At 42.2% G+C, this 23,303-nt stretch carries 40 protein-coding genes; 38 read left to right on the top strand and 2 right to left on the bottom strand.

Going from position 1 to position 23,303, the window contains the following annotated elements; translation table 11 throughout:
• Window positions 1–20 precede the first annotated feature (20 nt).
• The 36 genes from rplB to V8G47_RS16795 all read left to right on the top strand — a co-directional run bounded on the left by rplB (window position 21) and on the right by V8G47_RS16795 (window position 20,259).
• On the top strand, window positions 21–851 hold the full coding sequence (gene rplB, locus V8G47_RS16970) for a 50S ribosomal protein L2 (RefSeq protein ID WP_060674122.1): 831 nt from the start codon (window positions 21–23) through the stop codon (window positions 849–851).
• A gap of 60 nt (window positions 852–911) precedes the next feature.
• On the top strand, window positions 912–1,190 hold the full coding sequence (gene rpsS / locus V8G47_RS16965; RefSeq protein ID WP_060674120.1) for a 30S ribosomal protein S19: 279 nt from the start codon (window positions 912–914) through the stop codon (window positions 1,188–1,190).
• Between the two features lie 19 nt (window positions 1,191–1,209).
• Window positions 1,210–1,551 (top strand): 50S ribosomal protein L22, encoded by a 342-nt coding sequence (gene rplV, locus V8G47_RS16960; protein WP_034765976.1) that lies wholly within the window; start codon window positions 1,210–1,212, stop codon window positions 1,549–1,551.
• Window positions 1,552–1,554: 3 nt separating this feature from the next.
• Window positions 1,555–2,211, top strand: coding sequence for a 30S ribosomal protein S3 (rpsC, locus tag V8G47_RS16955; protein ID WP_060674118.1), 657 nt, complete (start codon window positions 1,555–1,557; stop codon window positions 2,209–2,211).
• Window positions 2,212–2,213: 2 nt separating this feature from the next.
• Window positions 2,214–2,648, top strand: a complete 435-nt coding sequence (rplP, locus tag V8G47_RS16950) for a 50S ribosomal protein L16 (protein ID WP_060674116.1) — start codon at window positions 2,214–2,216, stop codon at window positions 2,646–2,648.
• Window positions 2,638–2,841 carry a 50S ribosomal protein L29 gene (rpmC, locus tag V8G47_RS16945; RefSeq protein WP_060674114.1) on the top strand — a complete coding sequence of 68 codons (204 nt, stop codon included), beginning with the start codon at window positions 2,638–2,640 and terminating at the stop codon, window positions 2,839–2,841. Before rplP ends, rpmC begins: the two co-directional genes overlap by 11 nt.
• Before the next feature lie 20 nt (window positions 2,842–2,861).
• Complete coding sequence (rpsQ, locus tag V8G47_RS16940) at window positions 2,862–3,125, top strand: 30S ribosomal protein S17 (RefSeq protein WP_032085279.1); 264 nt, start codon at window positions 2,862–2,864, stop codon at window positions 3,123–3,125.
• A gap of 44 nt (window positions 3,126–3,169) precedes the next feature.
• Window positions 3,170–3,538, top strand: coding sequence for a 50S ribosomal protein L14 (rplN, locus tag V8G47_RS16935; RefSeq protein ID WP_060674112.1), 369 nt, complete (start codon window positions 3,170–3,172; stop codon window positions 3,536–3,538).
• Window positions 3,539–3,577: 39 nt separating this feature from the next.
• The gene (rplX, locus tag V8G47_RS16930; protein ID WP_034765969.1) at window positions 3,578–3,889 is read left to right on the top strand and encodes a 50S ribosomal protein L24; all 312 of its coding nucleotides are present in this window, start codon (window positions 3,578–3,580) and stop codon (window positions 3,887–3,889) included.
• 26 nt (window positions 3,890–3,915) lie between these two features.
• Window positions 3,916–4,455 (top strand): 50S ribosomal protein L5, encoded by a 540-nt coding sequence (gene rplE / locus V8G47_RS16925; protein ID WP_060674110.1) that lies wholly within the window; start codon window positions 3,916–3,918, stop codon window positions 4,453–4,455.
• 24 nt (window positions 4,456–4,479) lie between these two features.
• Complete coding sequence (locus V8G47_RS16920; RefSeq protein ID WP_010191505.1) at window positions 4,480–4,665, top strand: type Z 30S ribosomal protein S14; 186 nt, start codon at window positions 4,480–4,482, stop codon at window positions 4,663–4,665.
• Window positions 4,666–4,695: 30 nt separating this feature from the next.
• Window positions 4,696–5,094 carry a 30S ribosomal protein S8 gene (rpsH, locus tag V8G47_RS16915; RefSeq protein ID WP_034765964.1) on the top strand — a complete coding sequence of 133 codons (399 nt, stop codon included), beginning with the start codon at window positions 4,696–4,698 and terminating at the stop codon, window positions 5,092–5,094.
• Window positions 5,095–5,124: 30 nt separating this feature from the next.
• A complete protein-coding gene (gene rplF, locus V8G47_RS16910) occupies window positions 5,125–5,664 on the top strand; it encodes a 50S ribosomal protein L6 (protein WP_336201157.1) in 540 nt (179 codons plus the stop codon).
• Between the two features lie 33 nt (window positions 5,665–5,697).
• The gene (gene rplR, locus V8G47_RS16905; protein ID WP_201716422.1) at window positions 5,698–6,060 is read left to right on the top strand and encodes a 50S ribosomal protein L18; all 363 of its coding nucleotides are present in this window, start codon (window positions 5,698–5,700) and stop codon (window positions 6,058–6,060) included.
• Between the two features lie 23 nt (window positions 6,061–6,083).
• Complete coding sequence (gene rpsE / locus V8G47_RS16900; protein ID WP_098438509.1) at window positions 6,084–6,584, top strand: 30S ribosomal protein S5; 501 nt, start codon at window positions 6,084–6,086, stop codon at window positions 6,582–6,584.
• Window positions 6,585–6,597: 13 nt separating this feature from the next.
• On the top strand, window positions 6,598–6,780 hold the full coding sequence (rpmD, locus tag V8G47_RS16895) for a 50S ribosomal protein L30 (RefSeq protein ID WP_044340532.1): 183 nt from the start codon (window positions 6,598–6,600) through the stop codon (window positions 6,778–6,780).
• 32 nt (window positions 6,781–6,812) lie between these two features.
• Complete coding sequence (rplO, locus tag V8G47_RS16890) at window positions 6,813–7,253, top strand: 50S ribosomal protein L15 (RefSeq protein ID WP_034765954.1); 441 nt, start codon at window positions 6,813–6,815, stop codon at window positions 7,251–7,253.
• The gene (gene secY / locus V8G47_RS16885) at window positions 7,253–8,545 is read left to right on the top strand and encodes a preprotein translocase subunit SecY (RefSeq protein ID WP_336201156.1); all 1,293 of its coding nucleotides are present in this window, start codon (window positions 7,253–7,255) and stop codon (window positions 8,543–8,545) included. The genes rplO and secY overlap by 1 nt, the downstream gene beginning before the upstream one ends.
• Window positions 8,546–8,606: 61 nt before the next feature.
• A complete protein-coding gene (locus V8G47_RS16880) occupies window positions 8,607–9,257 on the top strand; it encodes an adenylate kinase (RefSeq protein WP_336201155.1) in 651 nt (216 codons plus the stop codon).
• A complete protein-coding gene (gene map / locus V8G47_RS16875) occupies window positions 9,257–10,003 on the top strand; it encodes a type I methionyl aminopeptidase (protein WP_336201154.1) in 747 nt (248 codons plus the stop codon). Before V8G47_RS16880 ends, map begins: the two co-directional genes overlap by 1 nt.
• 15 nt (window positions 10,004–10,018) lie before the next feature.
• Entirely contained in the window at window positions 10,019–10,342 is a 324-nt protein-coding gene (locus tag V8G47_RS16870; RefSeq protein WP_034765947.1) for a KOW domain-containing RNA-binding protein, read from the top strand.
• Window positions 10,335–10,553, top strand: a complete 219-nt coding sequence (infA, locus tag V8G47_RS16865; protein WP_034765945.1) for a translation initiation factor IF-1 — start codon at window positions 10,335–10,337, stop codon at window positions 10,551–10,553. Before V8G47_RS16870 ends, infA begins: the two co-directional genes overlap by 8 nt.
• 38 nt (window positions 10,554–10,591) lie before the next feature.
• The gene (gene rpmJ / locus V8G47_RS16860; RefSeq protein ID WP_003156543.1) at window positions 10,592–10,705 is read left to right on the top strand and encodes a 50S ribosomal protein L36; all 114 of its coding nucleotides are present in this window, start codon (window positions 10,592–10,594) and stop codon (window positions 10,703–10,705) included.
• Between the two features lie 24 nt (window positions 10,706–10,729).
• The gene (gene rpsM, locus V8G47_RS16855; protein WP_034765943.1) at window positions 10,730–11,095 is read left to right on the top strand and encodes a 30S ribosomal protein S13; all 366 of its coding nucleotides are present in this window, start codon (window positions 10,730–10,732) and stop codon (window positions 11,093–11,095) included.
• Between the two features lie 25 nt (window positions 11,096–11,120).
• The gene (gene rpsK / locus V8G47_RS16850; RefSeq protein ID WP_032085294.1) at window positions 11,121–11,510 is read left to right on the top strand and encodes a 30S ribosomal protein S11; all 390 of its coding nucleotides are present in this window, start codon (window positions 11,121–11,123) and stop codon (window positions 11,508–11,510) included.
• Window positions 11,511–11,680: 170 nt separating this feature from the next.
• Window positions 11,681–12,625 (top strand): DNA-directed RNA polymerase subunit alpha, encoded by a 945-nt coding sequence (locus V8G47_RS16845; protein ID WP_034765941.1) that lies wholly within the window; start codon window positions 11,681–11,683, stop codon window positions 12,623–12,625.
• A 46-nt stretch (window positions 12,626–12,671) separates the two neighbouring features.
• On the top strand, window positions 12,672–13,034 hold the full coding sequence (rplQ, locus tag V8G47_RS16840) for a 50S ribosomal protein L17 (RefSeq protein WP_034765940.1): 363 nt from the start codon (window positions 12,672–12,674) through the stop codon (window positions 13,032–13,034).
• Window positions 13,035–13,313: 279 nt separating this feature from the next.
• Entirely contained in the window at window positions 13,314–14,150 is an 837-nt protein-coding gene (locus V8G47_RS16835; RefSeq protein ID WP_336201153.1) for an energy-coupling factor ABC transporter ATP-binding protein, read from the top strand.
• Window positions 14,126–14,995: an energy-coupling factor ABC transporter ATP-binding protein gene (locus V8G47_RS16830; protein ID WP_336201152.1), complete on the top strand. Its 870-nt coding sequence runs from the start codon at window positions 14,126–14,128 to the stop codon at window positions 14,993–14,995. Before V8G47_RS16835 ends, V8G47_RS16830 begins: the two co-directional genes overlap by 25 nt.
• The gene (locus tag V8G47_RS16825; RefSeq protein WP_258265252.1) at window positions 14,992–15,789 is read left to right on the top strand and encodes an energy-coupling factor transporter transmembrane component T family protein; all 798 of its coding nucleotides are present in this window, start codon (window positions 14,992–14,994) and stop codon (window positions 15,787–15,789) included. Before V8G47_RS16830 ends, V8G47_RS16825 begins: the two co-directional genes overlap by 4 nt.
• A 14-nt stretch (window positions 15,790–15,803) precedes the next feature.
• A complete protein-coding gene (gene truA / locus V8G47_RS16820; RefSeq protein WP_336201151.1) occupies window positions 15,804–16,556 on the top strand; it encodes a tRNA pseudouridine(38-40) synthase TruA in 753 nt (250 codons plus the stop codon).
• 182 nt (window positions 16,557–16,738) lie between these two features.
• On the top strand, window positions 16,739–17,176 hold the full coding sequence (rplM, locus tag V8G47_RS16815) for a 50S ribosomal protein L13 (protein WP_034765935.1): 438 nt from the start codon (window positions 16,739–16,741) through the stop codon (window positions 17,174–17,176).
• 22 nt (window positions 17,177–17,198) lie between these two features.
• Window positions 17,199–17,591: a 30S ribosomal protein S9 gene (gene rpsI, locus V8G47_RS16810; RefSeq protein ID WP_034765933.1), complete on the top strand. Its 393-nt coding sequence runs from the start codon at window positions 17,199–17,201 to the stop codon at window positions 17,589–17,591.
• 236 nt (window positions 17,592–17,827) lie between these two features.
• Window positions 17,828–18,274: a DUF2521 family protein gene (locus tag V8G47_RS16805; RefSeq protein ID WP_336201150.1), complete on the top strand. Its 447-nt coding sequence runs from the start codon at window positions 17,828–17,830 to the stop codon at window positions 18,272–18,274.
• Between the two features lie 91 nt (window positions 18,275–18,365).
• Window positions 18,366–19,085, top strand: coding sequence for an N-acetylmuramoyl-L-alanine amidase CwlD (cwlD, locus tag V8G47_RS16800; RefSeq protein WP_336201149.1), 720 nt, complete (start codon window positions 18,366–18,368; stop codon window positions 19,083–19,085).
• Between the two features lie 124 nt (window positions 19,086–19,209).
• Window positions 19,210–20,259, top strand: a complete 1,050-nt coding sequence (locus tag V8G47_RS16795; protein ID WP_159360934.1) for a P-loop NTPase — start codon at window positions 19,210–19,212, stop codon at window positions 20,257–20,259.
• Between the two features lie 68 nt (window positions 20,260–20,327).
• Here V8G47_RS16795 and gerD read toward each other — a convergent pair whose 3' ends face one another.
• The gene (gerD, locus tag V8G47_RS16790) at window positions 20,328–20,972 is read right to left on the bottom strand and encodes a spore germination lipoprotein GerD (protein ID WP_336201148.1); all 645 of its coding nucleotides are present in this window, start codon (window positions 20,970–20,972) and stop codon (window positions 20,328–20,330) included.
• A gap of 149 nt (window positions 20,973–21,121) precedes the next feature.
• Between gerD and V8G47_RS16785 the strand changes: the two genes are divergently transcribed.
• A complete protein-coding gene (locus tag V8G47_RS16785) occupies window positions 21,122–21,757 on the top strand; it encodes a KinB-signaling pathway activation protein (RefSeq protein ID WP_159360936.1) in 636 nt (211 codons plus the stop codon).
• A 43-nt stretch (window positions 21,758–21,800) separates the two neighbouring features.
• On the opposite strand, the gene pdaB is transcribed toward V8G47_RS16785, so the two are convergent.
• Entirely contained in the window at window positions 21,801–22,550 is a 750-nt protein-coding gene (pdaB, locus tag V8G47_RS16780) for a polysaccharide deacetylase family sporulation protein PdaB (RefSeq protein WP_336201147.1), read from the bottom strand.
• Window positions 22,551–22,688: 138 nt separating this feature from the next.
• On the opposite strand from pdaB, the gene V8G47_RS16775 reads away from it, so the two are divergent.
• Window positions 22,689–22,916 (top strand): hypothetical protein, encoded by a 228-nt coding sequence (locus V8G47_RS16775; protein WP_034765921.1) that lies wholly within the window; start codon window positions 22,689–22,691, stop codon window positions 22,914–22,916.
• The last annotated feature ends 387 nt before the right edge of the window (window positions 22,917–23,303 follow it).

The raw sequence follows: 23,303 nt of genomic DNA, 5'->3' as shown, positions 1-23,303 counted from the left end.
TAAGAAGAGGAGGGAAAAACATGGCGATTAAAAAGTATAAACCTACCTCTAATGGTCGTCGCGGCATGACTAGTTCTGATTTCGCTGAAATCACGACTGATTCTCCGGAAAAGTCACTTTTAGCACCCCTACACAAAAAGGGTGGCCGTAACAACCAAGGTAAGTTAACAGTTCGTCATCAAGGTGGCGGCCATAAGCGCCAATACCGTATCATCGATTTCAAACGTGAAAAAGATGGTATACCTGGACGCGTTGCTACGATCGAATACGATCCAAACCGCTCAGCTAATATTGCACTAATCAACTACGCTGATGGAGAAAAACGTTACATCCTTGCACCTAAAACACTAGTTGTAGGTATGGAAGTAATGTCTGGACCAGAAGCAGATATCAAAGTAGGTAATGCATTACCACTTATCAACATCCCAGTTGGTACAATCGTACACAATATTGAACTTAAACCAGGTAAGGGTGGTCAGTTAGTTCGTTCTGCTGGTACATCTGCTCAAGTACTTGGTAAAGAAGGTAAATATGTACTTGTACGTTTGAACTCTGGTGAAACTCGTATGATTCTTTCTGCTTGTCGTGCTACTATAGGTCAAGTTGGAAATGAACAACACGAACTTATCAACATTGGTAAAGCCGGTCGTTCTCGTTGGTTAGGTAAACGCCCAACAGTTCGTGGTTCTGTTATGAACCCTAACGATCACCCACACGGTGGTGGTGAAGGTCGCGCTCCAATCGGACGTAAATCACCAATGTCTCCATGGGGTAAACCTACTCTTGGATACAAGACACGTAAGAAAAACAACAAATCTGATAAATTTATTGTGCGTCGTCGCAAAAAATAACGGGATTGTACTACGGTTCCTGAAAAGAGCCGTAGATCAGTCACGAAGGGAGGTTCAAACATGGGTCGCAGCTTAAAAAAAGGACCTTTTGTTGATGATCATTTAATGAATAAGGTTGAAAAATTGAACGAAACTGAAGGCAAACAAGTTGTTAAAACTTGGTCTCGTCGCTCAACGATCTTCCCAGCATTCATCGGTCACACTATCGCAGTTTACGATGGTCGTAAACATGTACCTGTATACGTCACTGAAGACATGGTAGGACACAAGCTTGGTGAATTCGCGCCATCTCGTACTTACAAAGGTCATGCAAGTGATGATAAGAAAACAAGACGCTAATTGAGAGGAGGGTATCCTAATGCAAGCAAAAGCTGTTGCAAGAACAGTACGTATTGCTCCTCGTAAAGTACGTTTAGTCGTTGATCTAATCCGAGGTAAGCAAGTTGGAGAAGCGGTTGCTATTTTAAAGCATACACCTAAAGCTGCTTCACCAGTAATCGAAAAAGTACTTAAGTCTGCTATTGCGAACGCAGAGCACAACTTTGACATGGATATTAATAGCCTAGTGGTAACTGAGGCTTATGTAAATGAAGGACCAACACTTAAACGTTTCCGTCCTCGTGCGATGGGACGTGCAAGTCAAATTAACAAACGTACAAGTCACATTACACTTGTCGTATCAGAAAAGAAGGAGGGATAAGCTGTGGGTCAAAAAGTACATCCGGTCGGACTTCGTGTCGGTATAATCCGTGATTGGGAATCTAAATGGTACGCAGATAAAGATTACGCTAATCTATTACACGAAGACATTAAAGTACGTGAATATATTGCAAAACGTTTAGTTGACGCTTCTGTTTCTAAAGTAGAAATCGAACGCGCAGCAAATCGTATTAACATTACTGTTCATACAGCTAAACCTGGTATGGTTATCGGTAAAGGTGGTACAGAAGTTGAAGCACTTCGTAAAGCTTTAAACGAACTTACTTCAAAACGTGTACACATCAACATCGTTGAAATCAAAAGAGCTGACGTTGATGCGAAATTAGTAGCAGAAAACATCGCTCGCCAATTAGAAAATCGTGTTTCTTTCCGTCGTGCTCAGAAACAATCGCTCCAACGTGCGATGCGTGCTGGTGCAAAAGGAATCAAAACACAAGTATCTGGTCGTTTAGGCGGAGCAGATATCGCTCGTTCAGAACATTACAGTGAAGGTACTGTTCCACTTCATACTCTACGCGCTGACATTGACTATGCTCATGCAGAAGCTGATACAACTTATGGTAAGCTTGGCGTTAAAGTATGGATCTATCGTGGAGAAGTTCTTCCTACAAGAAAGAAATCTGAGGAAGGAGGCAAATAATTATGTTATTACCTAAACGCGTTAAACATCGTCGCGAACACCGCGGAAAAATGCGTGGACGTGCTAAAGGCGGTCAAGAAGTAGCGTTCGGTGAATACGGTTTACAAGCAGTTGAAGCTTCTTGGATCACAAACCGTCAAATCGAAGCATCTCGTATCGCTATGACTCGTTACATGAAACGTGGCGGTAAAGTATGGATTAAAATCTTCCCTCATAAACCTTACACAGCAAAACCTTTAGAAGTTCGTATGGGTTCAGGTAAAGGTGCTCCAGAAGGTTGGGTAGCAGTAGTTAAGCCTGGAAAAATCATGTTTGAAATCGCTGGTGTTTCTGAAGAGGTAGCTCGTGAAGCGCTTCGTCTAGCATCACATAAACTTCCAATCAAAACGAAGTTTGTAAAACGTGAGGAAATTGGTGGTGAATCAAATGAAAAGTAATGAAATTCGTGACCTAACCACTGCTGAAATTGAACAAAAAGTAAAGACTCTGAAAGAAGAGTTATTTAACCTTCGCTTCCAACTTGCGACTGGACAATTAGAAAATACAGCTCGCATCCGTGAAGTCCGCAAAGGGATCGCTCGTATGAAAACTGTAATCCGTGAAAGAGAGATCGGGGTTAACAATCGATAAATGAGAGGAGGTTTGCTTAAATGAGTGACCGCAACCAACGTAAGGTATACACTGGCCGTGTTGTTTCCGACAAAATGGATAAAACAGTAACGGTTATGGTAGAAACTTATAAAAAGCATTCTCTATACGGCAAGCGCGTTAAGTACTCTAAGAAGTTTAAAACTCATGATGAGAACAACGAAGCAAAAGTAGGCGATATCGTACGTATCATGGAGACTCGTCCACTATCTGCTACAAAACGTTTCCGTTTAGTAGAAGTTGTTGAAAAAGCAGTTATTATCTAATATATTTGTTCGGATATTTTATATTCCGAAGGGAGGTTACCTACATGATTCAACAAGAATCACGTTTAAAAGTTGCTGACAACTCTGGTGCTCGTGAAGTATTAACTATTAAAGTGCTTGGTGGTTCTGGACGCAAGACGGCTAACATCGGTGATGTTATCGTGTGTACAGTAAAACAAGCAACACCAGGTGGCGTTGTTAAAAAAGGTGACGTAGTCAGAGCAGTTGTTGTACGTACTAAATCTGGTGTACGTCGTCAAGACGGTACTTACATTAAGTTCGACGAGAACGCTTGTGTCATCATCCGTGACGATAAAGGACCACGTGGAACTCGTATCTTCGGACCTGTTGCCCGTGAACTGCGTGACAGTAACTTTATGAAAATTGTATCTTTAGCTCCAGAAGTTCTTTAATAGATATTAGCATTGGGCCATTCAAGGAGGTGCGATGAAATGCATGTAAAAAAAGGCGATAAAGTAATGGTCATTACTGGGAAAGACAAAGGCAAAACAGGTGTTGTTCTTGCTTCATTCCCTAAAAAAGACCGAGTGCTAGTTGAAGGAATCAACGTTGTAAAAAAACACGCTAAACCTTCACAGATGAATCCGCAAGGCGGAATCATCAGCCAGGAAGCATCTATCCATGTATCAAATGTTATGCTTCTAGATCCGAAATCTAACGAGCCAACTCGTGTAGGTTATAAGACAGAAGACGGCAAAAAAGTACGTGTAGCAAAAAAATCAGGTGAAGTTCTAGATAAATAGTACGATTAAGAAGGGAGGTATTCTGAATGAACCGCCTAAAAGAAAAATTCCAACAAGAAATCAGTCCAGCTCTAGTTAGCAAATTCAATTACAAATCAGTAATGGAAGTACCTAAAGTTGAAAAGATCGTTGTCAACATGGGTGTCGGCGATGCTGTTTCAAACTCAAAAGCTCTTGATGTAGCTGTTGATGAATTAACTCAAATCACTGGTCAAAAGCCAGTTGTAACAAAAGCTAAAAAATCTATCGCAGGCTTCCGTCTTCGTGAAGGTATGCCAATCGGTGCAAAAGTTACTCTTCGTGGAGAGCGTATGTACCAATTCTTAGATAAATTAATTTCTGTTTCACTTCCACGTGTACGTGACTTCCGCGGTGTTTCTAAAAAAGCATTCGACGGTCGCGGTAACTATACATTAGGAGTAAAAGAGCAATTGATTTTCCCTGAGATTGATTATGATAAAGTGTCTAAAGCACGCGGTATGGATATCGTAATCGTAACAACTGCGAACACAGACGAAGAAGCTCGTGAATTGTTGACACAAATCGGAATGCCATTCCAAAAGTAATCGCTATATAAGGGAGGCGAAAATGTGGCTAAAAAATCTATGATTGCGAAACAAAAACGCACGCCAAAGCATAATGTTCAAGCGTATACTCGTTGCGAACGTTGCGGACGTCCTCATTCAGTTATCCGTAAATTCAAGCTTTGCCGTATTTGTTTCCGTGAACTTGCATACAAGGGTCAGATTCCTGGCGTTAAGAAAGCTAGTTGGTAATACCCCATATTGGGAAGGAGGTAAATTATTATGACAATGACAGATCCAATTGCAGATTTGCTTACTCGCATCCGTAATGCGAACATGGTTCGTCACGAAAGATTAGAAGTTCCTGCTTCTAACATCAAGAAAGAAATTGCAGAAATCCTCAAACGTGAAGGTTTCGTACGTGACGTAGAATATGTAGAAGATAACAAGCAAGGTGTTATCCGCATTTTCTTGAAATATGGAGCAAACAACGAACGTGTAATCACTGGATTAAAGCGTATCTCTAAACCTGGTTTACGTGTATATGCTAAATCTACAGAGGTACCTAAAGTACTAAACGGTTTAGGTATCGCGCTTGTTTCTACTTCTACAGGTGTGTTAACTGATAAAGAAGCTCGTGCTCAACAAGTAGGCGGAGAAGTACTAGCTTACGTTTGGTAATATTTTTTATATGAATGGAGGTGCAACAGGATGTCACGTGTAGGAAAACTACCAGTAGAAATTCCATCTGACGTTACTCTAACAGTTGCTGAAGATAACACAGTAACTGTAAAAGGACCTAAAGGGGAACTTTCTCGTACATTCAATTCTGATATTAAAGTTGAATTAGAAGGAAATGTAGCAACAGTTACTCGTCCTTCTGATGCAAAAGAACACCGCGCGTTACACGGTACAACTCGTGCCCTAATCGCGAACATGGTTGAAGGTGTATCTAAAGGATTCCAAAGAAATCTTGAGCTAGTCGGTGTAGGTTACCGTGCTCAAAAACAAGGTACTAAGCTTATCCTTAACGTTGGTTACTCTCACCCAGTTGAGATCGAACCAGAACAAGGTATCGAGATCGAAGTACCGGCTAATACAAAGATATCTATCAAAGGTATCGACAAAGAACGTGTTGGAGCATTAGCTGCTAACATTCGTGCTGTACGCTCTCCTGAGCCTTACAAAGGAAAAGGTATTCGCTACGAAGGTGAATATGTTCGTCGTAAAGAAGGTAAAACAGGTAAATAATGCCGCGTAGGCAAAAGAAAGGAGTGACCGTAGGTGATTACTAAGCCAGATAAGAACAAAACACGTAAGAAAAGACATGCTCGTGTCCGTTCAAAGATTACTGGAACTGAAACTCGTCCTCGTTTGAACGTTTTCCGTTCTAACAAAAATATCTACGCTCAACTTATCGATGATATGAATGGTGTTACTCTAGTTAGTGCATCTTCTCAAGATAAAGATTTCAATCTAGACTCATCTGCTACTGCTGATGCAGCAGCGAAAGTTGGAGAACTAGTAGCGAAACGAGCAGTAGAAAAAGGATTAAAATCCGTAGTATTTGACCGTGGTGGATATTTATATCATGGCCGTATCAAAGCTTTGGCTGAAGCAGCTCGTGAAAACGGCTTAGAATTTTAATAAAAAAAGGAGGGACAATCCAGATGCGTCGTATTGACTCAAGCAAACTAGAATTTGAAGAACGCGTAGTTACAATCAATCGTGTTGCGAAAGTAGTTAAAGGTGGACGTCGTTTCCGTTTCGCTGCTCTTGTAGTAGTGGGCGATAAAAACGGCCACGTTGGTTTCGGAACTGGGAAAGCTCAGGAAGTACCTGAAGCAATCCGTAAAGCGATTGAAGATGCGAAAAAGAATCTAATTGAAGTTCCTATGGTTGAAGGTACTACACCTCACCTAGTAACTGGACGATTTGGTGCTGGTCAGATCCTGATCAAACCTGCTTCTGCGGGTACAGGAATCATCGCCGGTGGACCTGTTCGTGCCGTACTTGAATTAGCTGGTGTTCAAGATATCCTATCTAAGTCTTTAGGATCTAACACTCCAATCAACATGGTTCGCGCTACTATCGAAGGTTTAAAACAATTAAAGACCGCTGAAGACGTTGCAAAATTACGTGGTAAATCAGTAGAAGAGATATTAGGATAAGGGAGGGATAACGATGGCTAACAAACTAGAAATTACCCTCACTCGCAGTACAATCGGCCGTCCTCAAGATCAACGTAAAACGGTTGAAGCTTTAGGACTTCGCAAAATGCACCAAACGGTTGAGCAACAAGATAATGCTGCTATCCGCGGTATGATCAACAAAGTCGCTCACCTTGTTACAGTAACTGAAAAATAATTTTTAACGTTTAAAAAGAAGGAGGTGCCGACATGAAATTACATGAGTTAAAGCCTACAGAAGGTTCACGTAAAGTCCGCAATCGTGTAGGACGTGGTATTGGTTCAGGTAATGGAAAGACTGCTGGTAAAGGTCATAAAGGACAAAACGCCCGTTCAGGTGGCGGAACTCGTCCTGGCTTCGAGGGTGGTCAAACACCATTGTTCCAACGTCTACCTAAACGTGGATTCACGAACATCAATCGCAAAGAATATGCAATCGTCAATCTTGACGCATTGAATCGCTTCGAAGATGGTACAGAAGTTACTCCAGCTCTACTTGTAGAATCTGGTGTAGTGAGTAACGAAAAAGCAGGAATTAAGATTCTTGGTAAAGGTAAAATCGAGAAAAAGCTTACAGTAAAAGCACAAAAATTCTCAACCACTGCTAAAGAAGCTATCGAAGCTGCTGGCGGTACATCCGAGGTGATCTAATGTTTCAAACTATCTCCAATTTTATGCGCGTGGGTGATATAAGAAACAAAATTATCTTCACCCTTCTAATGTTAATAGTCTTCCGTCTTGGTACCTTTATTCCGGTACCAAACGTAGACGCTAATGTATTGAAAATGCAAGACCAGGCAGGGATCCTTGGATTCCTGAATACATTTGGTGGCGGTGCGTTAAAGAACTTCTCCATTTTCGCGATGGGAATCATGCCTTATATCACAGCTTCGATCATCGTGCAGCTCCTGCAAATGGATGTTGTACCGAAGTTTACTGAGTGGTCTAAGCAAGGTGAAGTCGGGCGCCGTAAATTAGCTCAGTTTACACGTTATTTCACTATCATTCTTGGATTCATCCAGGCTTTAGGAATGTCCTACGGCTTTAATAGAATTTACGGTGGAATGCTTATCCAAAGCCCCGGAGTCAGTACGTACCTACTAATAGCTTTAGTTCTAACAGCTGGTACGGCTTTTCTTATGTGGCTGGGTGAACAAATCACGGCTAAAGGCGTTGGGAATGGTATTTCGATTCTGATCTTTGCAGGTATCGTTGCTGCGATCCCCAACACTGTAAACCAAATCTATGCTCAACAAATCGAGGGGGCAGGCGAACAGCTCTTCCTTCGTATTGTGGTTCTTGCACTTCTTGTTTTAGCAGTTATTGCAATCGTGGTTGGTGTCGTGTTTATTCAACAAGCACTTCGTAAGATTCCGATTCAATATGCAAAACGTTTAGTGGGGCGTAGTCCGGTTGGTGGACAATCAACACATCTACCATTAAAGGTGAATGCTGCGGGTGTTATTCCAGTTATCTTTGCGATTTCTTTCATTATCACGCCACAGACCATTTCATCCTTTTTTGGAGATAATGATGTGACCAGTACTATCCAGTACATCTTTGATTACACCAAACCAGTTGGTATGATCATCTATGTAGCTCTGATCGTTGCCTTTACGTATTTCTATGCTTTCATTCAAGTCAATCCGGAACAAATGGCTGAAAACTTGAAGAAGCAAGGTGGATATATCCCTGGTATTCGTCCAGGTAAAACCACACAAGAGTATCTCACTCGCGTTCTGTATCGTCTAACATTTGTTGGGGCCATTTTCTTAGCTGTTATCTCAGTCCTTCCAGTTTTCTTCATTAACTTTGCAGGATTACCTCCTGCAGCTCAAATCGGTGGAACAAGCTTACTGATCGTAGTAGGGGTTGCACTTGAGACAATGAAGCAACTAGAGGCACAGTTAGTGAAACGTCACTACAAAGGATTTATTAAATAAGAGGGTTTTCGGGAACATCTTGTTCCTGAAACCATTTTATAGACAATTAGGGGGAGTACGAGTGAATATAGTTCTTATGGGCTTACCAGGCGCAGGAAAAGGCACTCAAGCTGAAAAAATCGTAGATAAATATGGTATCCCCCATATCTCTACAGGTGATATGTTCCGTGCAGCTATCAAAGAAGGTACTGAACTAGGCTTGAAGGCTAAATCATTCATGGATAATGGCGACCTTGTTCCTGATGAAGTGACAATCGGTATCGTCCGTGAACGATTAAGCAAAGAGGACTGTGAAAAAGGCTTCTTACTGGATGGGTTTCCAAGAACGGTTGCTCAGGCAGAAGCACTTGAAAACATCCTAGCTGATCTTGGTAAAAAAATGAATTATGTCATTAATATAAATGTAGATAAGGACATCCTGATGGAGCGCTTGACAGGTCGCAGGATCTGTAAAGAGTGCGGCGCTACTTATCATCTTGTCTTTAATCCGCCAACAGAAGAGGGCGTTTGTGATCGCTGCTGTGGCGAGTTATATCAACGCGCAGATGATAACGAAGAAACGGTTCAAAACCGTTTGGACGTAAACATCAAACAAACCCAACCACTATTGGCTTACTACGAAGATAAAGGCTATCTGAAAAACATTGACGGTCAACAAGACATCCATAGAGTGTTTGATGACATTGATGAACTACTTGGAGGCCTTTCATAATGATCATTTCTAAAACTCCGAGAGAGATTGAGATTATGCGGCATGCTGGTAAGATTGTTGCATTGACTCATACGGAATTGCAAAAGTATATTTCTCCGGGAATATCGACGAAGGAATTGGATGCAATTGCTGAAAAATTCATTCGTAAACATGATGCAATTCCATCTTTTAAAGGGTATAATGGGTTTCGTGGCAGCATCTGTGCTTCAGTCAACAATGAGTTGGTACATGGAATTCCAGGCGATCGGGTATTGAAAGATGGCGATATAATCAGCATCGATATCGGTGCTAAATATAATGGTTATCACGGTGACTCGGCTTGGACTTATCCAGTTGGAACAATAGATGATGAAACCCGGAAGCTTCTTGATGTAACGGAAGAATCATTATTTCTGGGCCTTAAAGAAGCGAAACCAGGCGAGCGTCTGTCGAATATCTCTCATAGTATACAAACTTTTGTTGAAGCTAATGGCTTTTCAATCGTTCGGGAGTATGTGGGACACGGAGTTGGTCAAGACTTACATGAGGACCCGCAAATCCCTCATTATGGACCACCCAACAAAGGTCCGCGTTTAAAGCCTGGCATGGTACTGGCTATTGAACCAATGGTTAATGCAGGAAGTCGATATGTTAGAACGTTATCAGATAACTGGACAGTCGTCACAGTAGATGATAAAATGTGTGCGCACTTTGAACACACGATAGCAATTACTGAAGACGGCTATGAGATATTGACGAAAGCCTAAGTGAAGGTGATTGGATTGATCGAGTCAGAATCAACGGTTCCGAGGATAGGCCAGATTGTTCAAACCCTCAAAGGGAGAGAGACTGGAAGCTACTCGGTCGTTATTCAGCAGTTGGATGAACGTTTTGTACTGATAGCAGATGGGGATAGACGAAAGTTCGATCGCGCCAAGCGAAAGAACATCGCTCATCTTCACTTGTGTGACTATGTTTCTCCAGAAGTTCAAAACAGTATTATAGAATCAGGCAGAGTAACGAACGGTAAACTGCGTTATGCTGTTTCAAAGTTTGTTAACGAAGTATTAAATGATGAGAAGAAGGGAGACATGTTCGATGGCTAAGGATGATGTAATTGAAGTTGAAGGTAAGGTCGCCGAGACTTTGCCCAATGCGATGTTTAAGGTAGAATTAGAAAATGGTCATACAGTACTGGCACATGTTTCAGGAAAGATCCGTATGCATTTCATTCGTATCCTACCTGGTGACAAGGTAACAGTAGAATTATCACCGTATGACTTAACTCGTGGTAGAATCACTTATCGTTATAAATAATCTATTGCACTCCGTACTATTAAGGAGGTTAGAATAAGATGAAAGTTAGACCATCTGTTAAACCAATCTGCGAAAAATGTAAAGTTATTCGTAGAAAAGGTAAAGTCATGGTTATCTGTGAAAACCCTAAACACAAACAAAAACAAGGCTAATCTTAAAGGAGGTGCGCTATCACTATGGCACGTATTGCTGGTGTAGACATTCCACGTGACAAACGTGTTGTCATTTCATTAACATACATCTACGGTATTGGTAAAAATACTGCTGCGAAAATCTTATCTGAAGCTGGTGTATCTGAGGATACTCGCGTTCGCGATCTAACTGACGACGAACTAGGAAAGATTCGTGATATCGTTGATAAATTAAAAGTAGAAGGTGATCTTCGTCGTGAAGTATCACTAAACATCAAACGTCTTATGGAAATCGGTTCATACCGCGGTCTTCGTCACCGTCGTGGACTACCTGTTCGTGGACAACATACGAAGAACAATGCTCGTACACGTAAAGGTCCTCGTAAGACTGTAGCTAACAAGAAAAAATAATAGGTAAAGGAGGTTACTTCTTAGTATGGCACGTAAAACAAACACTCGTAAACGTCGTGTGAAAAAGAATATCGAAGCTGGTATTGCACACATTCGTTCTACATTCAATAACACAATCGTAACTATTACTGATGTTCACGGAAATGCTGTTGCATGGTCAAGTGCTGGTTCACTAGGATTCAGAGGTTCTCGTAAATCCACTCCATTCGCAGCTCAAATGGCAGCTGAAACTGCAGCTAAAGCTTCTCAGGAACACGGTTTAAAAACTCTTGAAGTAACAGTAAAAGGTCCTGGTGCTGGTCGTGAAGCAGCTATCCGTGCTCTTCAAGCAGCAGGTCTGGAAGTTACTGCAATCAGAGACGTTACTCCAGTTCCACATAATGGATGCCGTCCACCAAAACGTCGCCGCGTTTAATTTTCTGTATAAATTTTGTATCGTTGTCTATAATGGGATATGATACAAGATACGTTCATTCAGAAAAGTAACCAGTTGTTGGTGCACAATAGGGAACGTAAACATGGGGAATTTCGGACTTTATATTATTTAGCCCGGAGTTTCGACGTTTTGAAGGAGGGTAAATATTAATGATCGAAATTGAAAAGCCAAAAATTGAAACGGTTGAGATCAGCGATGATGCCACATATGGAAAGTTCGTCGTAGAACCACTTGAGCGTGGATATGGTACAACTTTGGGTAACTCCTTACGTCGTATCCTACTATCGTCACTCCCAGGTGCTGCTGTCACATCTATTCAAATAGATGGAGTACTACATGAGTTTTCAACAATTGAAGGCGTCGTAGAGGATGTCACATCCATCATTTTGAATATCAAGAAGTTAGCGTTGAAGATCTACTCTGATGAAGAAAAAACGCTAGAAATTGATGTACAGGGTGAAGGAGTCGTAACGGCTGCAGATATTACTCATGATAGTGATGTTGAAGTGTTAAATCCTGATTTACACATCGCAACGTTATCTAAGAGTGGTCACTTCCGTGTGCGTTTAAGTGCATCCCGTGGTCGTGGGTACAGACCAGCAGACCAAAACAAACGTGAGGATCTTCCTATTGGCGTGATCCCAATCGATTCTATTTACACTCCAGTTTCACGCGTTAACTATCAAATAGAAAATACTCGTGTTGGTCAAATGACGAACTACGATAAACTTTCTCTTGATGTATGGACTGATGGAAGTATTGGACCGAAAGAAGCGATTTCTTTAGGTGCTAAGATTCTGACAGAACACTTAAATATTTTCGTTGGCCTTACAGATGAAGCGCAGAATGCTGAAATCATGGTAGAAAAAGAAGAAGACCAAAAAGAAAAAGTTCTTGAGATGACCATCGAAGAATTGGATCTTTCTGTTCGTTCTTATAACTGCCTGAAGCGTGCTGGAATCAATACTGTTCAAGAGCTTGCTAACAAGACTGAAGAAGATATGATGAAAGTGCGTAATCTAGGACGTAAATCCCTGGAAGAGGTTAAGGTTAAACTTGAAGACCTTGGACTAGGATTACGTAAAGACGACTGATAACATCTTCTTTCATATATAGATTCAACAAAGGAGGGAACCCTTAATGGCTTACAGAAAGTTAGGACGTACCAGTGCTCAACGTAAAGCAATGCTACGTGATTTAGCTACAGACCTAATCATTAACGAGCGCATCGAAACAACTGAAACTCGTGCGAAAGAGCTTCGTTCAGTTGTGGAAAAAATGATCACACTAGGTAAACGTGGTGACATTCACGCGCGTCGTCAAGCTGGTGCATTCATTCGTAAAGAAGTTGCAAACGCTGAAAACAACCAAGATGCTTTACAAAAGTTATTCTCTGACATCGCTCCTCGTTACACAGAGCGTCAAGGCGGATATACTCGCATTATGAAGGTTGGTCCTCGCCGTGGTGACGGTGCTCCAATGGCAATCATCGAATTAGTTTAATAATTCGTGACTTCTAACATTAAGGGCGGGACAGTTAATCCTTAACTGCTTCTTTGCCCTTTTTGTATAAGTGCATGTGATGAAAAGCAGAGCGTTACGATGAGCAGCGCTGTCTGACTCGTCTAGCTCGTGCACCCCTTCCAACTTCTATGTTCATAGAAGCTGTTCAATGGATGAACAAGAAAAGATGTTCTTTTCTTTGGTCGGGGTGCAGGCTTTTTTTTATATGCAAAGGTTTTAGCAGAGCTGAGTAAGGATAGCGTAGAGGAGGTTACAGAATTGAAAGAAATCATTAAAGTGGACGATGTGCACTTCAGATACCCTGATCAGAATACGTATGCCCTTAAAGGCATCAGTCTGACAGTCAACCAAGGGGAGTGGCTCGCGATCGTCGGACATAACGGATCCGGTAAATCCACCCTTGCCAAGATGTTGAATGGGCTTCATTTCCCTGAGAAGGGACTAGTGACGGTGGACGGGATCACTCTTGAGGAAAGTTCTATCTGGGACATCCGTTCAAAGCTGGGTATGGTTTTTCAGAATCCCGATAATCAATTTGTTGGTGCTACAGTAGAAGATGATGTGGCTTTTGGGTTAGAAAACCATGGAGTACCTTATGAATCGATGGTACAGAGAGTTAATGATGCTTTAAAAAGCGTCCATATGGAAGATTTTCTTGATCAAGAGCCGCACCATTTATCAGGGGGCCAAAAGCAGCGTGTGGCGATAGCAGGGGTTGTAGCCCTTCAGCCATCTATCATCATCTTGGATGAAGCCACATCGATGCTTGACCCTAAGGGAAGACAGGAAGTTCTTGAAACAGTCCGGAAGCTGAAAGAAGAAGAGAACCTGACGGTGATCTCCATCACCCATGACCTTGAGGAAGCAACGAAGGCAGATCGTATGATTGTTTTGAATCAAGGCAGTGTCTTTAAGGAAGGGATGCCAGAAGAGATTTTCCTATTAGAGGATGAGCTCATAAAGCTTGGTTTGGATTCGCCTTTCACCATCAAGCTTGCCGGGGCACTGAAGGAAGCAGGGATTCCCCTGTCTAAAACATACTTTACAGAAGAAGAGTTGGTGGATGAATTATGCAGATCACATTTCAACAGGTAGAATACCGATATTCATTCAACACTCCATTCGAAAAACTTGCCCTTCAAGATATCAACCTTTCGATTCCAACCGGTCAGTTTCTCGCGGTGATCGGTCACACCGGTTCAGGCAAGTCTACACTGTTGCAGCATCTTAATGGATTATTAAAGCCTACAGAAGGACTTGTGCAAGTAGGTGAGCACGAGATCAAGGCAAAGGAAAAGGCAAAGAATTTAAAGCCTGTCAGACAGAAGGTAGGGATCGTCTTTCAATTCCCTGAACATCAACTGTTTGAAGAAACCGTCCTTAAGGATATTTGCTACGGCCCCATGAATTTCGGGGTGCCGGAGGATGAAGCAATCCAAAGAGCCAAAGAGCTCATTGTCAAAGTAGGACTGTCAGAGGATGTATTACAGAAATCCCCCTTTGATCTGTCTGGTGGACAAATGAGACGTGTTGCCATTGCAGGTGTACTGGCTATGAATCCCGAGGTCATTGTCCTGGACGAGCCGACGGCAGGACTCGACCCAAGAGGACAGAGGGAGATCATGGACATGTTCTATGCCCTTCATAAGGAAAAAGGGCTGACCACCATTCTCGTCACTCATAGCATGGAAGACGCCGCTCACTATGCAGAAGAGATCGTCATCATGCAAAAGGGCCGTTTAAAACGAAAAGGAACCCCTGCAGAAATCTTCTCACAGGCGAATGAACTGTTTGAGATGGGACTGGACGTACCGGATGTGGTTCGTTTTCAATACCGGGTTGAAAAAGAGACCGGAAAGAAACTTCCAAAGACGTGTCTGACAATAGACGAATTGGCTTCAGCCATCCGTGCGATACAGGACGGAGGTGAAGGACTATGATGGAAAAAATGATCTTTGGCCGTTATGTACCGGCCAAATCCATTCTTCACCAAATGGACCCCAGGGCAAAGCTTTTATTTATTTTCGGATTTATATGTGTCGTCTTTCTGGCCAATAATGCTGTAACATACGCACTGCTCGGTCTTTTTACGTTTAGCGCACTCATACTATCCAACCTTTCCATCCGTTTTATCATCGGAGGATTGAAGCCCATTCTATGGCTGATTTTATTTACGTTTTTCTTACATGTGTTTTTTACAAAGGAAGGTCCCGTCATTTTGGACCTGGGTATCTTGTCGGTTCACGAAGAAGGGTTAAGGCAGGGGATCTTTATATCATTACGATTCTTTTATCTGATCCTTGTTACTTCATTATTAACGCTCACGACCTCACCCATCACAATCACGGACGGGCTTGAAACGCTTTTGAATCCATTGAAGAAAGTGAAATTCCCTGTACATGAACTGGCACTCATGATGTCGATTTCCCTGCGGTTCATTCCAACCCTGATGGAGGAAACCGATAAAATCATGAAGGCACAGATTGCCAGGGGGGCAGAGTTTTCATCAGGCCCCATCAAAGATCGGATCAAAGCCATCATCCCTCTATTGATTCCTCTCTTCGTCAGTGCATTTAAACGCGCCGAAGACCTGGCTACGGCCATGGAAGCAAGAGGGTATCAAGGAGGGGAGGGCAGGACGAAATACCGCCTGTTATCCTGGCATAAGAAGGATACGGGAGCGTTAATCGTTCTAGCCCTCCTCACAACAGTATTAATTATTTTCAGAGGATAACGGGAGTGTCACGTATGCAGAGAGTAAAGTGTACCATCGCATATGATGGAACATATTTTCATGGTTATCAGGTACAACCTAGAGAGCGTACCGTCCAGGGACTTATAGAAAGCATCTTGTCCACTATCCATAAAGGCGTTTCTGTCCGGATCAGCGGGTCTGGCCGGACCGACGCAGGCGTCCATGCAAACGGTCAGGTCTTTCATTTTGACACACCTCTATCCATTCCAGAAGAGAAATGGCCGATCGTGCTGAATACAAGGTTACCGGATGAAGTGACCGTGAAAGAAGCTGTGTTTGTTTCAACGGACTTCCACTCGCGGTTTTCAGTGGAGCAGAAAGAATACCGTTACCGAATCTATACAGGGGAATCAAGAAATCCGTTCAACCGGCATTTTGCCCTTCACTACCCCCATACGCTTTCCGTTCCTGATATGGAGCGTGCTGCCCGACACCTGATCGGGGAGCATGACTTCACAAGTTTTTGTTCAGCAAAAACGGAAGTCGAAGACAAAGTAAGAACCATTCACCGTATTGACATTCAGGAACATGAAGAAGAAATCATTTTTTCTTTTGTGGGGAACGGATTTCTATATAATATGGTTAGGATATTGGTCGGTACTTTGTTAGAGGTAGGTGCTGGGAATATTCCTGTGGATGAGGTACCTAGAATACTGCAAGCACGGGATCGTAATCAGGCAGGAAAGACTGCACCGCCACATGGATTATATCTGTGGAAGGTGGATTATGGATCACATGAGAAATAAGATTGTACGGAATTTATTAAAAAGATACTAAAACAACTAATCCTGGTGTAACATTCTCTTGACAATAGACTGGGAACAAGATAATATAGCATATGGTATGTTATTAACCCCACGATAAGCCCCGGAAACTTATTGTGATTAGAAAATAAATACTACGGATTCATTAAATAGGAGGTTAAATCATGCGTACAACGTATATGGCAAAAGCCAACCAAATCGATCGTAAATGGTTCGTTGTAGATGCTGAAGGTAAAACTCTTGGACGTTTATCCAGTGAAGTTGCTTCAATTCTACGCGGAAAACACAAACCAACATTCACACCACATGTTGACACTGGTGATCATGTAATCATTCTTAATGCTTCAAAAATTGAACTTACTGGGAAGAAGTTAACGGACAAGATCTACTACCGTCACACTAATCACCCTGGTGGTTTAAAACAACGTACAGCATTAGAAATGCGTACAAACTACTCAGAGAAAATGCTTGAGCTTACTATCAAAGGTATGCTTCCAAAAGGTTCTCTAGGTCGTCAAATGTTCAAGAAATTACATGTATATGCTGGAGCAGAGCATCCACATCAAGCACAACAACCTGAAGTTTACGAACTTCGTGGATAATTAATAAGAGGAGGTTATTATCTTGGCTCAAGTTCAATATTACGGAACTGGTCGTCGTAAGAGCTCAGTAGCTCGTGTACGTTTAGTACCAGGTAACGGAAACATTGTTATCAATGATCGTGAAGTAGAAGTTTATATCCCATTCGCAGCACTAAGAGAAGTAATTAAGCAACCACTAGTTGCAACTGAAACTCTTGGTAACTATGACGTTTTAGTAAACGTTAATGGTGGAGGCTATGCTGGTCAAGCTGGTGCGATCCGTCACGGAATCGCTCGTGCTTTACTACAAGCAGACCCTGAATACCGTGGAACTCTAAAACGCGCTGGATTATTAACTCGTGACTCTCGTATGAAAGAGCGTAAAAAATACGGTCTTAAAGGTGCACGTCGCGCGCCACAATTCTCTAAGCGTTAATTATTATTTCACACAAAAGCTCAGTCGATTCTGTCGGCTGGGCTTTTTTTTATATGGGTTTGAGGGACGGACCTCCAATTTGCATATAATTCTGCAGCGGAATCCCCTTATATCAGGAAATGACTACTTCCTGAAGGGTCGATATGGAGGTCCGTCCCTCCAAGAAAATTGGTAACAGTTACTCGAATGAAGTGGTGGGTTAAGTAGGAAAATACGTTCAAAGGGGTGAATGTTTTTTGAACGTTATTACGACTTTCAATACAAAGAGAAGAGAGAAGCAGATCAAGACGGAAAGAACTTTACTGAAAGAAATTTCAATTAAGATGTTGCAGGAAAGTGTCCGGCGGCATTTTGGATATATAAAGGTTCAAGGCGGCGTATTTATGCAGCAGGGATTTGATGAGGCATGTTTTGATGTTGCCATAGAAGCTTATCTCCTTGGTGGGAAGATGAGCAAATTCGGGTACTCAGGTGAAGACACCACATTAGTGAAAAAGCGCTGTGAGGAAGAATTGAAGCATTTTATTGATACACTTTATAATTTCTGGCTGTACTGGTCTGAGATGGGTGTATCGAATGAAGTAGATGAGTCCTTTTATTTCTGCTGTGAGCACTTTGTGGAAACATGGTGGTCAGAAGGATACGAAAAAGGCATCAAGCGTCACAAATTACGGTTGCATTAATTTCAGTTCTAAAACCCATTCTTGTCCCATATTTTTTAGTAAAGGCAGCGGGGCTTGTTCCGTCGCCAAGACTTGAAATAGGAGGACTGGAATGGTTCAGAAACTGAAGGTTATCGGGATAATTTCTGCACTGGCTATTTTATTATTCATCATTCAATATAAAATATTAGACAAAGATACATGGGATTCGTGGAATCTCCCCTTATCAGGAAAGATCATCTATATAGATCCGGGACATGGTGGACCGGACGGCGGGGCCGGAGATCAAAATGCACTTGAGAAGGACATCGCATTAAATGTTTCCCTGATGATAAGGGATTATCTTCAGGAACAAGGTGCTCTCGTGATCCTGACGCGTGAGAAGGATGAAGATCTTGCCGATGAAGGTACGAGGGGATACAGCCGAAGAAAAGTGGAAGATCTTAAGAAAAGGCTCAGCTTGATCAATGAATCCCAAGCGGATATGTTTCTTAGTATCCACTTGAATTCCATTCCATCTGCGAAATGGAGCGGGGCCCAAACCTTCTACAATCCAAAGTTTGAAGAAAATAAAGCACTCGCCAAATCGATTCAAGCAGAACTGACACGAAATCTGGAAAATACGACCCGGGAAGCAAAGGGTCTGCAAAATGTTTATATCCTGAAACATGCTAAAAAGTCCGGAGCCCTTGTGGAAATCGGCTTCCTCTCCAACCCGGGAGAACGTGCCAACCTCCTTAAAGAGGATTACCAGCAAAAGATTGCTGCTTCCGTCTACCAGGGGGTACTCAATTACCTGACCATGGACAAAGAAAAAGCTGATGAGGAATAACCTCTCAGCTTTTTTTATTATTCGACAAAAGCATTCAAAACCTTTTGAGCATTCATTCAACTGAGAATATGTTATACTGAAAACAGATGATTGAAAACGAATACATAGAAAAGGGTGGTTATTCATGTTATCGGAACAACAAACACGCGAACTTTTATTTGGATTAAAAGATCCTTTTTTAAATAAAACCTTACAAGAAACAAATGGTGTGGTAGACATCTCCGTCAAAGAAGAAAAGAACCATGTCAGTGTGAAAATTGCCATCGCCAAAACGGGTACCGGGGAGCAAATGCAATTCCAGCAGCAAATTGTACAAGTATTAAAGGAGAATGGAGCGGAATCCGTCGGGATCCGTTTCACCGAGCTTCCGGAAGAGGAGCTTGAGAAGCATAGAGGAGCAGGTGGGGAAGGAACGGACCTGTTATCCCCTGCAAGTAAGACAACCTTCATTGCAATTGCCAGCGGAAAAGGCGGCGTAGGAAAATCAACCGTTTCGGTTAACCTTGCCGTATCACTTGCCCGTCAAGGCAAAAAGGTGGGTCTAGTGGATGCCGATATTTACGGCTTCAGCGTTCCCGATATGATGGGGATCGTGAAGAGACCGGTCGTACGAGGTGAAAGAATTATTCCAGTAGAACGATTCGGCGTGAAGGTCATTTCCATGGGATTCTTCGTAGAGGATAATGCCCCTGTTATTTGGAGAGGGCCGATGCTTGGTAAGATGCTGAACAACTTCTTCTCAGAAGTCGAGTGGGGCGAATTGGATTATTTACTGCTGGACCTGCCACCGGGAACAGGGGACGTTGCTCTAGATCTTCATACGATGCTTCCACATTGTAAGGAAATCATCGTGACGACACCTCATCCGACAGCAGCATTCGTAGCTGCCCGTGCAGGAGCCATGGCCCTTCAAACTGACCATGACATCCTTGGTGTGGTAGAAAACATGTCTTATTTTGAAAGCAAACTGACAGGTGAAAAAGAATTCGTCTTCGGTCAAGGCGGTGGAGAGAAGCTCACAGAAGAGCTCCGTACCGATTTACTTGGCAAGCTTCCTCTACAGCAGCCGGACTGGAATGAAGCGGATTTTGCCCCTTCCATTTATGCTGAGGACCACCGACTCGGTCAGATATATGGGGAAATCGCTCACAAAGTAATTGAAAAATTGTCTTAAAGAAGCAAAAAAGGGACCAATGCTGAAATATGCATTTGGTCCCTTTTAATGTTTTTCATATTGGCACTCTATTGCCCTCCGCCTCCGCTGCCTGTACCACCGGAGTCTCCAGAACCACCCTGGTTACCACCGGAGGATTCACTGCTGCTGCCTTCACTTTTTCCGCCATCCTTGATTTCGCCTGCAGCCTTCAATAGAACATCCTGCAGCTTCGCCTTGAATAACGGGCTTTGGAAGGTCTCCGTAATCACCTTTTGCAGATGTTCTTTGTATTCCTGGCTCTTCAGTACCTCGGTAAGCTCTTTTTTGAATTCCGGATCCTTTAAAAGGTCCATCATCATTCCTTGGTACTCAGGGTCCTTCATGAGGTCCTTGAGTAATTTTTCATTGCCATCCTTCATGCTTTTTGCCATGGCTTCAGCAAACTTCGGATCTTCAAAGGATTTCTTCCAGAATTCTGTTCCCTTTTCAGATGTGAGGGTTTTGGATATCGTATCGGTTACAACACCCTGATCCATAATAAGCTCTGACTTCATTTTTTCATCAGACATGACTTGCTGGATGGCTTTTTTCCCATCATCCGTCTTTAATATATCAACAACCATCTTCTTGGTTTCTTCATAATCCATTTTGCCACTGCCCGTATCCCCGCCACCGCCACAAGCGGATAGAAGAAGAAGGGGCAATAGAAAAAGAAAGGAATATCTTTTCATGGGTAAGCTCCTTCCATACAAATTCCCTTACCCTTAATATGAGAAATATCGAAAAAAATATGCACAGGTAAAATTGGAACCTGGATTTTTTAAACACGCGTTGGTACAATCAAGTGAGTGTATATTTTTTTATTTGGAGGAAAATAGAAGTGACCATCCGCAACTGGATTCGTTTATTTATTCATACGTTAGTAATCGGTGGAGCCGTTACAGGTGTCGCCGCCCTGATCATAAGATGGGATCAGTTCGGGCCATACTTTCAAGACGGTGACGTGATTGGTATATTATCGAGTTTACTTTGGTTCATATTTGTTGGATTTACTTTTAGTGTCATCAGTCAAATGGGCTATTTCGCTTATTTAACCATCCATCAATTCGGGATGGGGATGTTCAAAGGTTTATGGAACCCCGTTCAAGTGGTGCTGATCGCCCTTGTCCTGTTTGATCTGATTTACTTCCGATTCAGAGCCTTCGCTGTAGAAGGAGAGTCGTATACGCCTTATATACTACTGGGGATCGGGATCTTTGTGGTGGGTCTTGTCGTGGCTTACATCAAGAATCAACAATCAGAAGCAAAAACCAACACATTTGTATCCGCACTATTCTTTATGATCGTCGTGACGACACTTGAATGGCTCCCGGTGTTATTGGTGAATTCCGTGAAATGGCTGTATCTTATGTTGCTCGCCCTTCTTGCCTGTAACGCCTTCCAACTATTGCGCCTTCCTAAGTACATAGAGAAGTCCCAGACGGAAAGGGAACGCAGGCAATCGGTTAAAAACTGAAAAAATCCCGCAGGTGAACGATGGTCACCTAGCGGGATTTTTTTTACTGTATAAGCGATGACTTGGCATCACCGTTTGAGATCATGTCGGATACCGTAATGAAGTTACCTTTTCTTTTAAGCTCTTTCACGATGGACGGCAAGGCGTCCTTCGTCTGTTTAGCTGAATCTGATGCATGAAGCAGAACGATATCCCCTTTTTTTGCTTTGCTAACATTATTCAGGATTTCTTCCACACCGGGATTGGTCCAATCCTTTGAGTCCACGCTCCAGTGGACGACCGTTAAGCCGAGGGAATCCGCAACCTTCAACGTTGCTTTATCGAAGTGTCCCGTTGGAACGCGTAATAATTTCACATCTTTCACATTCAATTTCTTAAAGACCTCATCCGCCTTCATTATGTCCTGCTTAATCTTGTTCGCTTCCATCTCCGTATAATCGGAATAGGCATAGCCAAGATTTCCGATCTCATAACCCTGCTTCACGATTTGTTCCACTAAATCGGGATGTCGCTCAGCCCAGGCTCCGGAAAGAAAGAAGGTAGCGGATGTCACATTCATTTTCTTTAATTCTTCAAGGATCGGCTTGGCCTTTTCATCTCCCCAGCCAATATTGAAGGTGATCGCCACTCCCTTTTCCCCTTTGTAAATCGCCTTCGGACCATCCTTCGTACTGAAAACCGAGAGTGTCGAGAGGTTACTGCTATATACAAACAAAGCAGTAAAGAAAGAAATCACGATGATCAAACTAACTTGCTTCAATTTCTTAGCGTTTACTGTGTGAAACGTATTCAAAGTCATCCCTCCGTTCAACCGTCTGTCCTTACTAAAGATATGCATGTCCCCCAAAAAAATATCTATCTGACAAAAAAATGATTATAAATATCTTTTAATGGAAAAAACTACAAATACCAACATAAAGGGGTGACATACTTGCTGGGGTTAATGATTAATGATAGAGAGAAACAAGAAATAGAATATCTGTTGAAAAGAGAGATGGATGAAATACTGTTCGATCTTAAGGATTCTCGGATTGATCATATCGTTAAGAGAGCAATGGATGAACGGTACAAAATCTTATTTTCCCTTTTTAAACGGTTTGCGAGTCACAAGGAATGTTTGAAATATATGAAGACAGCACCTAAGAAAGAAACAAATTAAAGTCATCAGGCTCTCCTTATTAAACAAGGGAGAGCTTTCATTATCATAAATGTGAGGGACCATGGATGAAATAGAGGTAATGGGAATGAAATAATTTATTAAAAAAGTTCACAAAATGTATTGACCCGTACTTAAAATCTTGATATAGTAATAAACGTCGCTGAAACACAATGAATTATTTAGAAGAAACACCAATAAATAATTTCGAAAAACAGTTGACATCACATGGAAACTTGTTATAAATTAATAAAGTCGCCCCAAACGGGAACGGCGAATATTGAACCTTGAAAACTGAACAAAACAAGACAATACGTCAACGTTAATTCTAGATTTATTTTTAAAGAGCTATTCAAACTTTTATCGGAGAGTTTGATCCTGGCTCAGGAC

It is taken from the genome of Rossellomorea sp. LJF3 (genome assembly GCF_037046045.1).
Taxonomy (GTDB): domain Bacteria; phylum Bacillota; class Bacilli; order Bacillales; family Bacillaceae_B; genus Rossellomorea.
Note: the sequence above shows the minus strand (reverse complement) of the source record. Positions and strands in the feature narration are given on the sequence as shown.

Bases quoted from the DNA above. Each gene is read 5' to 3' on its own strand.
- rplB (WP_060674122.1), top strand. From the start codon at position 21: ATGGCGATTAAAAAGTATAAACCTACCTCTAATGGTCGTCGCGGCATG.
- rpsS (WP_060674120.1), top strand. From the start codon at position 912: ATGGGTCGCAGCTTAAAAAAAGGACCTTTTGTTGATGATCATTTAATG.
- rplV (WP_034765976.1), top strand. From the start codon at position 1,210: ATGCAAGCAAAAGCTGTTGCAAGAACAGTACGTATTGCTCCTCGTAAA.
- rplP (WP_060674116.1), top strand. From the start codon at position 2,214: ATGTTATTACCTAAACGCGTTAAACATCGTCGCGAACACCGCGGAAAA.
- rpmC (WP_060674114.1), top strand. From the start codon at position 2,638: ATGAAAAGTAATGAAATTCGTGACCTAACCACTGCTGAAATTGAACAA.
- rpsQ (WP_032085279.1), top strand. From the start codon at position 2,862: ATGAGTGACCGCAACCAACGTAAGGTATACACTGGCCGTGTTGTTTCC.
- rplN (WP_060674112.1), top strand. From the start codon at position 3,170: ATGATTCAACAAGAATCACGTTTAAAAGTTGCTGACAACTCTGGTGCT.
- rplX (WP_034765969.1), top strand. From the start codon at position 3,578: ATGCATGTAAAAAAAGGCGATAAAGTAATGGTCATTACTGGGAAAGAC.
- rplE (WP_060674110.1), top strand. From the start codon at position 3,916: ATGAACCGCCTAAAAGAAAAATTCCAACAAGAAATCAGTCCAGCTCTA.
- rpsH (WP_034765964.1), top strand. From the start codon at position 4,696: ATGACAATGACAGATCCAATTGCAGATTTGCTTACTCGCATCCGTAAT.
- rplF (WP_336201157.1), top strand. From the start codon at position 5,125: ATGTCACGTGTAGGAAAACTACCAGTAGAAATTCCATCTGACGTTACT.
- rpsE (WP_098438509.1), top strand. From the start codon at position 6,084: ATGCGTCGTATTGACTCAAGCAAACTAGAATTTGAAGAACGCGTAGTT.
- rpmD (WP_044340532.1), top strand. From the start codon at position 6,598: ATGGCTAACAAACTAGAAATTACCCTCACTCGCAGTACAATCGGCCGT.
- rplO (WP_034765954.1), top strand. From the start codon at position 6,813: ATGAAATTACATGAGTTAAAGCCTACAGAAGGTTCACGTAAAGTCCGC.
- secY (WP_336201156.1), top strand. From the start codon at position 7,253: ATGTTTCAAACTATCTCCAATTTTATGCGCGTGGGTGATATAAGAAAC.
- map (WP_336201154.1), top strand. From the start codon at position 9,257: ATGATCATTTCTAAAACTCCGAGAGAGATTGAGATTATGCGGCATGCT.
- infA (WP_034765945.1), top strand. From the start codon at position 10,335: ATGGCTAAGGATGATGTAATTGAAGTTGAAGGTAAGGTCGCCGAGACT.
- rpmJ (WP_003156543.1), top strand. From the start codon at position 10,592: ATGAAAGTTAGACCATCTGTTAAACCAATCTGCGAAAAATGTAAAGTT.
- rpsM (WP_034765943.1), top strand. From the start codon at position 10,730: ATGGCACGTATTGCTGGTGTAGACATTCCACGTGACAAACGTGTTGTC.
- rpsK (WP_032085294.1), top strand. From the start codon at position 11,121: ATGGCACGTAAAACAAACACTCGTAAACGTCGTGTGAAAAAGAATATC.
- V8G47_RS16845 (WP_034765941.1), top strand. From the start codon at position 11,681: ATGATCGAAATTGAAAAGCCAAAAATTGAAACGGTTGAGATCAGCGAT.
- rplQ (WP_034765940.1), top strand. From the start codon at position 12,672: ATGGCTTACAGAAAGTTAGGACGTACCAGTGCTCAACGTAAAGCAATG.
- V8G47_RS16830 (WP_336201152.1), top strand. From the start codon at position 14,126: ATGCAGATCACATTTCAACAGGTAGAATACCGATATTCATTCAACACT.
- V8G47_RS16825 (WP_258265252.1), top strand. From the start codon at position 14,992: ATGATGGAAAAAATGATCTTTGGCCGTTATGTACCGGCCAAATCCATT.
- truA (WP_336201151.1), top strand. From the start codon at position 15,804: ATGCAGAGAGTAAAGTGTACCATCGCATATGATGGAACATATTTTCAT.
- rplM (WP_034765935.1), top strand. From the start codon at position 16,739: ATGCGTACAACGTATATGGCAAAAGCCAACCAAATCGATCGTAAATGG.
- cwlD (WP_336201149.1), top strand. From the start codon at position 18,366: ATGGTTCAGAAACTGAAGGTTATCGGGATAATTTCTGCACTGGCTATT.
- V8G47_RS16795 (WP_159360934.1), top strand. From the start codon at position 19,210: ATGTTATCGGAACAACAAACACGCGAACTTTTATTTGGATTAAAAGAT.
- gerD (WP_336201148.1), bottom strand. From the start codon at position 20,972: ATGAAAAGATATTCCTTTCTTTTTCTATTGCCCCTTCTTCTTCTATCC.